Source organism: Aurantimonas sp. A2-1-M11 (genome assembly GCF_036549475.1).
Taxonomy (GTDB): domain Bacteria; phylum Pseudomonadota; class Alphaproteobacteria; order Rhizobiales; family Rhizobiaceae; genus Aurantimonas.
In genome coordinates this window covers 1-13,088 of sequence record NZ_JAZHLI010000085.1, presented here as the reverse complement: position 1 = coordinate 13,088, position 13,088 = coordinate 1, and the positions used below count along the sequence as shown (strand labels likewise).

The following is a 13,088-nucleotide window of genomic DNA, read 5'->3' as shown; positions in this document are numbered from 1 at the left end:
GCGTCAACCACAAAAGTGCCAGGACAGCATCATCGATCTTGTCGTTATCGATCTCCACGCGGTCAGGATAACACAGCAAACCGAGACCGCCGCGGCTCACACCGGATGGATACGGTCAATACGGACCTCTACGCCTTCCTGACCACCGATCCCAACTTGGTCGTTGCGTCGATCCATCCGAAGGCAATGCCGGTCATCCTCACCGAGCCGGAGGAGATGGACGTCTGGATGCGGGCGGAGTGGATAGAAGCCTCGGCGCTGCAGCGACCGCTGCCCAACGACGTACTGCGGATCGTCGCGCGCGGCGAGCGGAAGGACGGGGAATAACTTTGATCGCGGGAGCTACCGCTCGTCCAACTGCTCCGCGTCTGACCATGAACTGTGCGCGGTCTGCCGCCTGAGCTCTCGGACCACACGCTTCCAATGGCCCTCGCCGGGGCGGTCGCGGATCTGCTTGCAAAGCTGCCTTATTCCCTCTGCCATCTCCAACGCGTCATGTGCATTATGCCTTTCGAGAAGTCGGTCGACAGAGTCCTGCACAGTGACAGGCAGAGGCGTTCCCTTCAGAATGGCGATTGCATGCAAGACGGCTCTTTCAACGCGTCTGATCACGAAATTCTTTCTGCTCCCGGCACCTTCGCCTGTACCCGCATGCTGATGTCCCGACTGCCGCAGCCTATGCATTTCAGCGGCGGCGCCCATTGCACGAACACCTGATTCCGGCCCCATCGATTGATGGCCTCGTCGAGGGTCAAGCCGAGCGTGCGATGGCAGCCATTGCAGGCCCATACCAAACCCATCTCGTTATCGGCCAGCTTGCCGAGCGTGTCGATCGTGTGCGGGTCGGGGGATGGAGATGTCATGCCGCCTTACACCGCAGTCAGGCCAAGCGCAGCGCACCAGCGATCCCATGATGCCTGCGCGGCGGCCATGGCACCCTCCAGGCTGTCTTCCGTGCCCGCCGACTTCGATATTCCGAAAGGGTTCACTCCGCGGAGCGACCACTGCCAGCTCCCATCCGGCAGGGACATGACGGACGCTAGGACCTTGCCGTTCCGCAATCCACGCCAGCAACCCTCTTTGCGATCCTCCCAAGCCAGCGGCACCGCGCCGGCGGCGATCGATTCGCTCATTGTCTGCACCACATGTTCCCGTCGTTCGACCATGGCTGGGACAGCCCTTCCTCGATCAGGACCTTGGCGGCATCGCGCTCGTCCGAAAGGATGACGTTGGAGAGTTCGCGTCCGTAGCGCCCGCGGCCACCTGTCCATTCGATGTGATAACCGTCCACTATCAACTGACGAAGCCGATCGCGCGCCTTCAGTCCAAGGGGCTTCTTCGCTCCGCATTCGGGCTGGCTGATTTCTGGCATGTCGACGTTCAGGGCCCGCCACTTAACGCCGCGTTCCCAGCCGGTGTCGCCGTCGACGATGCATGTCAGCATGCGCTATCTCCGCTGGAGCAGACCGGCACCGGGCCCGCCAAGGCAGGAATCGAAAGAAGAGTGATGGCGAGAGAGATGGACACCACTCGACCGCGTCGTCGCCCGGCTTTGACGCCCTGCAGGCGTTATCGGCATTCGTGCAATCTCAGCGATACCGATAGTACCGATCCCGGTATCGGTAGCCACGGTCCCAACGCTCGCGGTGGTGTCGTCTCCAATCTCGATGACGGTAATAGTCGCGGTGCCGATAGCGCGGCCGGACATCTATCACGAACACCGGCTCGGCATAGACCGGCTCCTCGTAGANCACGGTCCCAACGCTCGCGGTGGTGTCGTCTCCAATCTCGATGACGGTAATAGTCGCGGTGCCGATAGCGCGGCCGGACATCTATCACGAACACCGGCTCGGCATAGACCGGCTCCTCGTAGATCACACCCGAGTAGGTTTCACTGTAGTAGCCGGTCTCGGCCACACAGCCACTCAGCATCAGGGCGCCGAGGCCGATGGCGGCATGTCGCAGCAAGCTCTTGATCTGTCCCATTCTCCCCGCCTCCTGGCAGGCATCATAAGGCCGTGTCAGGGCCGATCCGTCACTGGACGAAGATGAAGTATGCGCACACAAAAGACCACACTGTAGCAGCGGCGTAGCAGCCATAAACGACGAGGTCGTGGTCATCCTCTTTCGTCTGTTCGCGGAAGGACAGGGCACGCATCGTGATCGCTCCTCTTGGTTGCCATGAGGAGTAAGCTGACTTTGTACGTTATGCGGCGAAGCAGAGGGCTTCCGCCATACGCACGAGACGGTCGGGCGGGATTTTGTGCCGTTCCCGGTGTGGCGGTGAGTGTTGGTAAATGTCACCGATCCATAGAGCAAGTCGCACGGCACCGATGGCATCGGTGAAGGTGAGGCTGGTCTTTCGATACCATGCTGCGGCATGAATTGCTCGACGCGGTGAGCAGATCGCATGCCCACAACGAGACAAGGCTGTAGAGGCCGAGCAGGGCTGGCGTGGTTCGGGCAATTGCCTTGTCGGACCATTGCCGCTGGGTTTCGACGCCGAGATGGGCACGAGTTTCGGCGAAGGTGACCTCGACCTGCCAGCGTCGAACGAACAGTGCGATGATATCGGTGGGATCGAGCGTGGTGTCGGTGCTGAAGAAGGCTTGCGGAGCCCGCTTGCCTTCGGGGTCCCGGACGATCACCCAGCGGACCTGCCTGGGAGGCGTGCCGCAACGGTACCACAATGCAGTGTCGGAGGTGATCTCGAGCGTCTTCTGCTCCTTGCGACCATACCAGGAAGACACGGTGATCCTTCGCCACGGCGTGGCAGGGTTGGAGAGCAGCGCCTTCAGCTTGGGCAATGGAGGTCCCTTCTGCGCCGGACGCCCGAGGGTATGGGCATGGCGTCCTGGAGGGGGCGCGAAGAGATTGGCGTCGAGCCGCAGCCGGCTGATGAGGGTCGCTCGCCCGTCGAGGGCATGGGCCAGCTCATGGACGGCGAAGCTGCTGTCGCTCACGAAGACGACGTCGCGGTCGGGCAACCAGCGGCAGAGCTGGAGCGCACCTTGGCGAGCCCACTCGGTTAGCAGCTTGTGCCTGCGACCACGCTGGTGGTCGGAACGCTCCGAAGGGGCGAGCAGGGTCAGCACTGGCAGGGCCTTCACGACGCCTGCCCAGGCGACCGGTGTCAGCACCATGAAGCTCAGCCAGCGTAAGCCGCTGGCCTTGACGAAGTGACCATGGCTGGAGCGGACGGGATCGCGATAGATGCCACGCGCAGTAATCCTGCGCCCCCACCGGCGTTCGATGGTGTCGTCCATCCCGATGACCACGGGACCATCCGGCACAAGGCGGTCGATGATGCGGAGCACGAGAGGCTCTACGGGGGATGCCCGCACTGAAGTGCGAGGGATCGATAGCAATCGTGCTTCCCATACGCTTCCCAAATGGCAAGTCTGGGAAGCAGTGCTGTTCGAAGCATCAATAAGTGCTTGAAAAGAATGGTGCGCCGGTCAGAACAAAACTGCGAACACTTATATTATTGAAATTGCTGTCCGAAAGTAGGTCGCAGCGGCGGAGTTGACCTCATCCTGCGAGGTATGGCCGCGTGGTCCGATACACGATCCGCTCGCACAGATGGGCGGCGGCGTCGCGGTCGGGCGGTAGATGCGTGGGCTGATCGGCGGTTGAAAAGATGCGGCGGACGCCATGAGATGAGAGGCTCCCCTCATCTTATGGCGAGATCAACATGTGAATTGTCGACAGCGCATTGCCGATTGCCGCCTTTCAGCTGTCGGTCCCCGAGCAGCAGTGCCTGCACCGTTTTTCCTTCGGCCAATTAAGGCCGAGGAGAACTCCAATGGGTCAGGCAGCGAAAGGGTGATGCTCCCGCGTACTGGTTCAGAAGCCCTGCCGGCGCAGTTCCGACGCGATACGTTTCCGGGATGTCGTTTCACGCGTGGGAAAAGCGGCGAAATAATCTGCTGAACTGGCGTCTGGCTTGAGTCGACGGACCTTCTGTCGCCACCGCGCCGCCTGCTCATGCCGCTCGGCCAGCCCGTTCGCCACCAGAGCGATCATAGCGATCATGTAATGTGCACCGGGCGTGGCGGCCGCTCGGTCTCCCCAGCCGGCGGCCGCCTCGTGATCTTGCTGCTGAATCAGCATCTGCGCCCGGACGCCGTGGATGCCGTAGAGCAGCGGGTCGAGCGGGCTGAGATACAATGAGGTATCCAGCGCCGCGAATGTGGCAGGCGCGTTCCCGGTAAGCATTGACGTGAACGCGGAGGCGTAAAAGCCTTGCGCATAATTTGGATTTAGTGTGGTGGCTCGCTCCAGCCACTCGGCAGCGATCTCCGGCTCGTCAGAAAGCCAGAATGTACGCCCCATTGTAAAGTTAGCGAACGGGTCGAGAGGGTCCAGTTCCAGACCGCGCTCGGCATGACGCCGCGCGTCGCTCGCGGCCGATGCCGGATCCGGTGTCAGGCGTAGGAACGCTTCCAGGAAGCTGGTGAACGATAGTCCCGCATGGGCGCGAGCAAGTTGAGGATCTGCCGTGATTGCCCGTCCGAAGTAACCCTTTGCCAGTGCATTGTCGGCTGGAGTGAAACGATAGAGATGACCGAGGCCAATGTGATAATTCGCCCAGGCGTCCAGTCCGGTCCCATCACACAGTCGCGCGATGCGCGCCTCGTTGTAAGGTATGTGAGCCTCGAGCGCCGATACCAGGTGCGCGACGATCTGCGTCCTCAGGTCGCCGACTTCGTCAATGCGAGCCGCGAGCCTGTCAGCCCAGATGATCTCGCCGGAGCAGGAATCGGTCAATTCGAGGGTCACCGCGATGGTGCGGCCGGGCCTCTCGATCACCCCGGACAGGACGTACTGCGCAGCAAGTGCTGTCGACACCAAATCGAGATCGGCGGTGACCTGTCGGAAGCGGAAGGTCGATCCGCGCGCAATTACTGCAAGCCATCGCAGCCGCGAGAGTGCCTCGATGATCTCGTGCGGGATAGCGTCGCCAAGAATGGCAAGCTCAGACGACATGCCGAGTTGCTGGAACGGCAGCACGGCGATCGAGGGGCGTCCACCAGGACGGCCTGCTGGTCGGTGGGAGAAACTCTCCGACACGGCGTGACCGGGCGTCGAGGTCGTCACGTCCGGAATGAAGCGGAATCCTCGACCGTGAACCGTGCGGATCACGGCCTGTCGTGCACCATCGTCACCGACCGCTTGACGGACCGAACGGATACGACTGGAAATACTGGCATCCGAAACGGCTTCACCTTGCCAGACTGCGGCAACAATCTCGTCCTTCGAGACCATGTGATCGCGGTTTTGAACAAGGTGGATCAGCAGGGACAGCACCTGCGGCTCCAGACGCACTGGCTCATCGCGAAAGCTGAGCTGAAATCGCTCCGGGTCGAGTCGAAAGTCACCGAATGACCAGGTCATGCGGGAGCATACCGCACGATCGTCGGCTTCTACAGGAATTCTTCAGAACTCCGTCAAGCTTGCTCGAACTGGATGCCACACGGTCAACCCGTGCAACTGCCTCCCCGCGGCAAACTCAAGCAAGACGGAGCGAACGATGCAAGACAACGCGATAGAGACAAGACGATTTGAAACGCCTGATCAGCGCCTCGACATGAAGGAGCGCGGGGGCATCTCCATCGTCAAGATGGCCGACGGCAGTACGGGAATGCACGCGATTTTCGAGCCCGGCTGGACCTGGGAGGCTGACGAAAAGCCTTTGCTCGGCTCGCCCGACTCATGTCCGATGCGACACACCGGCTACTGCATCTCCGGCAAGCTTGTCGTCCGCATGGTCGATACCGGCACCAAGACGCACATCAGCACGGGCGACTTCTTCGAGATCCCGCCAGGGCATGACGCTTACGTCGATGGCGGCGATCGGGTCGAACTGATCCTGTTTGCGCCTCCCGAACACCAGCACTGACTGTTTGCCGATCACGCGGATTCGCATTGGTCGAATGACGACTGAATGGAGCGAGATGATGGACGCGTTGACGATGCGCACAACACGGGGACGTGGCAAGCTTTTCGCCAGCGTCCTGGAGACCGTCGGGGACACCCCCGTAGTCCGGGTCAACAACCTCGCCCCGGCCGGTATCCATATCTACGTCAAGGTCGAAGCCTTCAATCCGGCCGGGTCGGTCAAGGACCGGCTGGCACTCAGCATCATCGAGGAGGCCGAGCGCGACGGAAGCCTCAGCCCTGGCCAGACAGTGGTCGAGGCAACATCAGGCAATACCGGCATCGGTCTGGCGATGGTCTGCGCGGCGAAAGGCTATCCGCTGGTCGTGACTATGGCCGACAGCTTCTCCGTCGAACGCCGCAAGCTGATGCGCATGCTCGGCGCCAAGGTGGTCCTGACGCCGCGCGACCAGAAAGGCTTCGGCATGTACAAGAAGGCCGTCGAACTGGCCGAATCGAACGGTTGGTTCCTGGCGCGTCAATTCGAGACCAATGCCAATGCCGCCATTCACGAGGCGACGACCGCGCGCGAGATCATCAATGATTTTGCCGGGTCGCGGCTCGACTGGTTTGTTACCGGCTATGGCACCGGCGGCACGGTTACCGGCGTCGGTCGCGTGCTGCGCCGGGAGCGCCCCGATACGCGGATCGTGCTAGCCGAACCGGCCAATGCGCAACTGATCGGCAGCGGACATTTGCAGGAACGAGAGCCCGGCGGCGCGCCGGCCTCGAGCCATCCCGCCTTCGAACCACATCCGATCCAGGGCTGGACGCCGGACTTCATTCCCCACGTCCTGCAAGAGGCAATCGATTCCAGCCTTTACGACGAAGTGGCCCCTGTCGCGGGCGCCGAAGGCATCAAGTGGGCCAAAGCCCTCGCGCGACGGGAGGGAATTCTTACCGGAATCTCGGGCGGCGCCAGCTTCGCGGTCGCCCATCAGATAGCCGAACAAGCGCCAGCCGGTTCTGTCATCCTGTGCATGCTCCCCGACACCGGCGAGCGCTACATGACGACGCCGCTCTTCGATGGGATCGAGGCAGACATGGACGACGAGGAACGGGCCCTTTCCTCGTCGACACCCGGATACCAGCTTGCTGCCGCGTAAAGGCGCAGCGAGGGAGAGACAAGATGGATACGCTGCGCAATCAAGCGATCGCCGAAGAAACCCTCGATCCCATCGACTGGAGCGCTGTGCGGGCGCTTTCGCATCGAATGATCGACGATTCGATCGGTTATCTCCGCGACGTCCGGGAACGTCCCGTGTGGCAGGAAATGCCGGCAGGGGTGAAGGCCGCGTTTGAGGAGCTCCTGCCGCGCTATCCCATGCCGCTTGATGATGTCTACCGGCAGGTTACGGAGAACCTGATGCCCTATCCGATGGGCAACATCCATCCGCGCTTCTGGTCCTGGTATATGGGGTCGAGCAATTTCACCGGAGCGTTGGCGGACTTCCTGGCAGCCATTCAGGGGTCGAACCTCGGCGGTGGCAACCATGCCGCCGCTTCAATGGACAGCCAGGTCGTGAACTGGTGCAAGGAGATGATCGGGTTTCCTCCGCCGGCCAGCGGAACCCTGGTCAGCGGCGGTTCGATGGCCAACCTGATCGCTCTCACGGTAGCGCGAAACGTCAAGGCGGGCGTAGATGTCCGCGAACATGGCGTCGGCGCGATCGAGAAGCCCCTGCGCTTCTACGCTTCGGATCAGGTGCATAGCTGTCATCGCAAGGCAATCGAAGCGCTTGGGCTGGGCAACAAGGCACTCCGGCGGATCCCTTCGGATGCTGAGCTGCGGATCGATGTCGCCGCGCTTCGCGCCGCAATTGCGGAGGATCGCGCGGCCGGCTGTCAGCCAGCCGGCGTGATAGCCGCGGCCGGCACGGTCAACACTGGCGCCATCGATGATCTGGAAGCACTCGCGAGCCTGGCGGATGAAGAGGCTCTCTGGCTGCACGTAGACGGCTGCATCGGAGCGTTGCTGGCAATCGCGCCCGCGAATGCCTATCGCGTCTCAGGAATCGCGCGCGCCGATTCCGTGGCGCTCGACCCGCACAAATGGTTGCATGCCCCTTTTGAAGTCGGCTGCGTCCTGATCCGAGATGCTTCCGCGCACCGCGGTGCCTTCGCCGTCACGCAGGAGTATCTTGAGTCAACGCCGCGCGGCCTCGCATCGGCCGAATGGCTGCATGAATATGGCTTGCAGACGACGCGCGGCTTTCGGGCTTTGAAAATCTGGATGGCACTCAAGGAACATGGAATTGAAAAGTTTGGCCGATTGATCGACCAGAACATAGCGCAAGCGCACCATCTCAGCCGGTTGATAAAGGAAGAACCCCTGTTCGAACTGGTCGCGCCGACAAGTATCAACATCGTCTGCTTCCGTTATCGCCCCCGGGGCCTGAAGGAGGTTGCTTCGAAGGCGCTGAACATCGAGATTATGCTGCGGCTTCAGGAGGAGGGGATCGCGGCCCTTTCGGACACGACCGTCCATGGCGAGCACTGCCTGCGGGTGGCGGTCAACAATCATCGGACCCGGCGCGAGGATCTGGACATGCTCGTCGCAGAAACACTGCGCCTCGGTGCGCTGCTGACTGCTGACTGCTGGCTGCTGGCGCAATAACAATGCTGCGTTAGGGTAGCTGATGCTGCTGGTGGGTCGAAATTAGTAAACAGGAGTGGACGATCGTCCACATGAACGGATCCACGTTTGAATTCAGCGAACGGGGGCTTCATGCAGACTTTTGCGCGGCGGCCCGCCGATCTGTCTGACGTGACCGTCACAAGCCTTCGGAGGAATGCCATGTGGCCCGACCGACGACTGCAGGATCTTTTCGGCGTGGAGACGCCGATCATCCAGGCGCCGATGGCAGGTGCAGGCCTGGCGGACCTGCCGCGGCGGTCCCCGAAGCCGGCGGCCTCGGTTCGCTGCCCTGCGCGCTGCTCGGCCCCGACGACATGCGCACGCAGGTGCGGCTGTTCCGCCAGCGGACCGACAAGCCGCTCAACATCAACTTCTTCTGTCACAGCGCTCCGAAACCGAACGCCGCGCGGGAAGCAGAATGGCGGCGACACCTCGCGCCCTACTACCGCGAGGTGGGCCTCGACCCGGATGTACCGGCGCCGGTGTCGAGCCGCGCGCCTTTCGACGAGACGTTCTGCGGGCTGGTCGAGGAACTCCGCCCTGAAGTGGTAAGCTTCCACTTCGGCCTGCCCAACCAGAAGCTGCTGCGCCGTGTCGTCGCCAGCGGCGCGAAGATCCTGTCCTCGGCCACCACCGTCGATGAGGCTCGCCGGCTCGAGGCAGAGGGCTGCGATGCGATCATCGCTCAAGGCTCGGAGGCGGGCGGGCACCGCGGCATGTTCTTGACAGATGACGTCGCGACGCAGGTCGGGACACTGTCTCTGGTCCCGCAGGTGGTGGATGCGGTGCATGTTCCGGTGATCGCGGCCGGCGGCATCGCCGACGGGCGCGGTATCGCGGCGGCGTTCATGCTCGGCGCTTCGGGCGTGCAGATCGGCACGGCCTACTTGTTCTGCCCGGAATCGACGATCGCCCCGCCCCATCGCCGCGCCCTTGCGTCGGCGAGAGCTAGCGATACCGCGCTAACCAACGTGTTCACCGGGCGCCCGGCGCGCAGCATCGTCAACCGGGCGGTGCGCGAGGTCGGACCGATCTCAGCGCTTGCGCCGGCCTTTCCGCTGGCCGGTGGGGCGCTCGCGCCACTACGGGCGGGGACGGAGCCGAGCGGTTCCGGCGAGTTCATGTCGCTCTGGTCGGGGCAATCTGTCGCGCTCGGCCGCCCTGTCCCTGCAGATCGGTTGACTCGCGCCCTTGCGGGCGAGGCTCTGGCGTTGCTGCACCGGGGGTGAACGCCTGGCCCGTCCTGTCCTCGGTCGGGTCTGCGCCTTCACGTAGGTAGTACGCCCTAACTAATGGCTCAGCCATTCAAGAGACGCACCTGGGAGTCGTTCGGACGTATCCAGTTTCGCCGTTTTTTTGGCCGGCTTGCTTGCAGGAACTGGACAAGCCACAGCGCCAGGACGGTGAGAACGAGTCGCAGATTGTGGGCGGCGGCCACGAGGAGCGTTGATAGCGTCGCCAGCATGGCCGTTGAGGAAGCTGCGGTACAGTCCCCTACAGGTCTTTATGAAAAAGCTGCCGCTTATGTGTCGCCCGTCTTAAGCTCGACGTGGTTTAGAATATCTTGTTCAACAATGGGACGTAGAGACACGAGGCGATCTTGGCTGACCAAGTTCCTGGTGAAATCGCGCACATTCGGCAGCGGCTCGCTGATCTGGATGAAGAGCGGCTGGCGCTTACGCGAGCACTAGAAGCACTCGAGCAGAAGCCGATATCCGACTGCAACGCTTCCGAGCGGGCTCCCTTTGCGTATGCCCCTGTCACCAACAGGTCGTCATCGGGCGAGAAAATCGAATTGTTTCGCCGTCTATTCGCCGGGCGTCCCGATGTCTTCCCGCTTCGATGGGAAAACAGGAAGGCCGGACGCTCAGGTTATTCGCCAGCCTGCTCGAACGAGTGGGTGAAGGGGATTTGCAGCAAGCCGAAGGTGAAATGCGGAGAATGTCCGCATCAGGCGTTTGTCCCGCCATCCGAGGACATCATCGAAAAGCATCTGCGTGGCGGCGATGCCCGCTCGGGCGACTTTGTCGCCGGGGTGTATCCATTGCTGCAAGACGAGACATGCTGGTTCCTCGCCGCCGACTTCGACAATGGCAGTTGGGCGGAAGACGCCAGGGCCCTGCTCGACACCTGTCACGAGAAAGGAGTCGCCGCCGCGCTGGAGCGGTCGAGGTCGGGGAATGGTGGCCATGTCTGGATATTCTTCTCCGAACCTGTTCCGGCAAAAACCGCCAGGCAGATGGGCTCCGCTTTGATCACGGAAACGATGGAAAAGCGCCCAGAGATAGGCTTCACTTCCTACGATCGCTTCTTTCCCAATCAAGATACGATGCCCGTTGGCGGCTTTGGCAATCTGATTGCACTGCCGCTGCAGAGAAGGGCACGTGAGAGTGGCAACAGCGCTTTCGTCGACAAGGATCTGCAACCTCACGACGACCAATGGGCGTATCTGTCATCCTTACCCAGACTGTCGGCCGACATGGTCGTCCGCATTGCAGACGAGGCGGAGCTGTCGGGCCGGGTCCTGGGCGTCCGTATGCCGGTCGACGACGAACACGCCATCGAGCCGTGGAAGATGTCGCCGTCGCGCCGCAGTGCGCCACCGCGTATTGAGGCTACAATACCATGCCGCATACGGATTGTGGTCGCCGACCAGGTCTACGTCGACAGGGCAGGCCTTCCGCCGGCGATGATTGCACAGCTTGTTCGTGTGGCCGCTTTCCAGAACCCGGAATTCTACCGCGCCCAGGCCATGCGGTTGCCGACGTTCGGCAAGCCTCGGATTGTCTCGTGCGCCGAACTATATGCACAGCATGTCGCGCTTCCTCGGGGTTGCCTCGAGGAGGCGATCGATCTCATAAAAAGCTATGGCGCCGTTACCGATCTGGAGGACCTGCGCGAAATCGGCGCAGAACTTCCGGCGGGCATATCCTTCCAGGGCGAGTTACGACGGCCGCAGTTGGCGGCGTTCGATGCTCTCGTCGCGCATGAGAACGGAGTGCTCGCCGCGACGACTGCCTTTGGTAAAACGGTCGTCGCGGCGGCGCTCGTTGCGCACCGTGCCCGAAACACGCTCATTCTGGTCCACCGACGAGAACTGCTCGATCAATGGGTTGAACGTCTACGAGCCTTTTTGCAGGTAGATCCAAGGCAGATCGGCATTATTGGCGGCGGGAAGAGGAGGCCGAAGGGTGTCATCGATGTAGCGCTCATCCAGAGCCTAGTGCGCAAAGGAGAAGTGGGGGATATCGTTGCTGACTACGGCCATCTGATCATCGATGAGTGCCATCACCTGCCCGCAGCCAGTTTTGAGCTTGTCGCCCGGCGGTCAAAGGCACGATACGTAGTCGGCTTGTCGGCGACCGTTGCCCGGAAAGACGGACACCATCCGATCATCTTCATGCAATGCGGTCCGGTCCGCCATAGGGTCGATGCGCGGGTTCAAGCCGCCGAACGTAATATCCGCCATCGCGCTCGCAATCGCTCAACGCGGTTTGAACTCCCGGCGTCGCTGGCCTCCGCCGAACGGCCGTCGATGCCTGCGATCTATGCGGCGCTGGCGCAGGACAATGGTCGGAATGATTTGATCTTCGATGATGTGCTGAAATCGCTTGAGGCAAAGCGCTCGCCCGTCGTTCTGACGGAGCGGAAAGACCACCTCGATTATCTTCAGAAGAGGTTCTCCCCATTCGTAAGCAATCTGGTGGTTCTGCGCGGTGGGCTGTCGGCGAAGGACCGCAAGTCTGCCAGCCGCGCATTGAAGGTCTCTGATGACGATGAGCGGCTGATCCTGGCGACGGGCCGCTATATCGGCGAGGGCTTCGATGATGCTCGTCTCGACACGTTGTTCCTAACCATGCCGATCGCCTGGAAGGGAACACTGGCGCAGTATGTTGGCCGACTGCATCGCGAGCACGACCGAAAGAGGGATGTTCTCGTCGTGGACTATGTCGATCAGACGGTTCCCGTCCTCGCCCGGATGGCAGGGAAGCGACGGGCGGGGTATCGTGCCCTGGGCTACGTGATCGAGTAGCGGCGCCCCGCCGCGTTGATAGCCGCCGCGGTGTGGATCAGCATCACCTGTGGCCCGGCATGGGGATCTCGACGTGGGTGGGCACGGTAAGTCGCCGATCGCACTGAAACAGGGGGGTGTGAGGCGGCCAACGGGTTTTCTTCAGCTGCAGAAGGATCTCAACCGACGACGCCACGGCAGTCACACCGGGTCGCTCGACGAAGGTGGATCTCCGGCTTTCGGCTGCGCGCGCCATCACGTTGGCCTAGAATGCGAGGGCTACCGGGGGATCGGTTCGGGGTTCTATTCTGAACGGTGCCGGTTTTTGGTGCGCCGGTCAGAACAAAACTGCGAACACGTATGTTGTTGAAATCCCCCGTTAAAGGGTGTGCCTCCGGCGTGAGCCGCCTTGCGAACTTTGGATGAGATCGTTGTTTTTGCGGCGTGGTGTGGTGACCACGGTGCAAGCAATGAGGATATCCACGTGACCTACCATCG

General features: G+C 61.9%; 9 protein-coding genes and 2 pseudogenes. 6 read left to right on the top strand and 5 right to left on the bottom strand.

All coding sequences use genetic code 11. The features are described 5' to 3' along the window. Window positions 1–123: 123 nt before the first annotated feature. Window positions 124–327, top strand: a pseudogene (locus tag VQ042_RS22485) (SOS response-associated peptidase); the annotation flags it as partial. A 281-nt stretch (window positions 328–608) separates the two neighbouring features. Here the strand turns inward: VQ042_RS22485 and VQ042_RS22480 are convergent. From VQ042_RS22480 to VQ042_RS22460, 5 genes are all read right to left on the bottom strand, one after another. Beyond that, window positions 609–863 carry a hypothetical protein gene (locus VQ042_RS22480; protein WP_331822528.1) on the bottom strand — a complete coding sequence of 85 codons (255 nt, stop codon included), beginning with the start codon at window positions 861–863 and terminating at the stop codon, window positions 609–611. Window positions 864–869: 6 nt separating this feature from the next. Beyond that, window positions 870–1,133: a hypothetical protein gene (locus VQ042_RS22475; protein WP_331822527.1), complete on the bottom strand. Its 264-nt coding sequence runs from the start codon at window positions 1,131–1,133 to the stop codon at window positions 870–872. Next, complete coding sequence (locus VQ042_RS22470) at window positions 1,130–1,444, bottom strand: thermonuclease family protein (RefSeq protein ID WP_331822526.1); 315 nt, start codon at window positions 1,442–1,444, stop codon at window positions 1,130–1,132. The genes VQ042_RS22475 and VQ042_RS22470 overlap by 4 nt, the downstream gene beginning before the upstream one ends. 856 nt (window positions 1,445–2,300) lie before the next feature. Beyond that, window positions 2,301–3,293, bottom strand: a complete 993-nt coding sequence (locus VQ042_RS22465; RefSeq protein WP_442880179.1) for an IS701 family transposase — start codon at window positions 3,291–3,293, stop codon at window positions 2,301–2,303. 553 nt (window positions 3,294–3,846) lie between these two features. Next, window positions 3,847–5,397 carry a winged helix-turn-helix domain-containing protein gene (locus VQ042_RS22460; RefSeq protein WP_331822525.1) on the bottom strand — a complete coding sequence of 517 codons (1,551 nt, stop codon included), beginning with the start codon at window positions 5,395–5,397 and terminating at the stop codon, window positions 3,847–3,849. 136 nt (window positions 5,398–5,533) lie between these two features. On the opposite strand from VQ042_RS22460, the gene VQ042_RS22455 reads away from it, so the two are divergent. The 5 genes and pseudogenes from VQ042_RS22455 to VQ042_RS22435 all read left to right on the top strand — a co-directional run bounded on the left by VQ042_RS22455 (window position 5,534) and on the right by VQ042_RS22435 (window position 12,611). After that, a complete protein-coding gene (locus tag VQ042_RS22455; RefSeq protein ID WP_331822524.1) occupies window positions 5,534–5,902 on the top strand; it encodes a hypothetical protein in 369 nt (122 codons plus the stop codon). Between the two features lie 55 nt (window positions 5,903–5,957). Next, window positions 5,958–7,046 (top strand): cysteine synthase A, encoded by a 1,089-nt coding sequence (gene cysK, locus VQ042_RS22450; protein ID WP_331822529.1) that lies wholly within the window; start codon window positions 5,958–5,960, stop codon window positions 7,044–7,046. Window positions 7,047–7,069: 23 nt separating this feature from the next. Then, window positions 7,070–8,557, top strand: coding sequence for a pyridoxal phosphate-dependent decarboxylase family protein (locus tag VQ042_RS22445; RefSeq protein ID WP_331822523.1), 1,488 nt, complete (start codon window positions 7,070–7,072; stop codon window positions 8,555–8,557). A 180-nt stretch (window positions 8,558–8,737) separates the two neighbouring features. Further along, window positions 8,738–9,807, top strand: a pseudogene (locus VQ042_RS22440) (NAD(P)H-dependent flavin oxidoreductase). A gap of 371 nt (window positions 9,808–10,178) precedes the next feature. Beyond that, window positions 10,179–12,611: a TOTE conflict system archaeo-eukaryotic primase domain-containing protein gene (locus tag VQ042_RS22435; protein ID WP_331822522.1), complete on the top strand. Its 2,433-nt coding sequence runs from the start codon at window positions 10,179–10,181 to the stop codon at window positions 12,609–12,611. Window positions 12,612–13,088 lie beyond the last annotated feature (477 nt).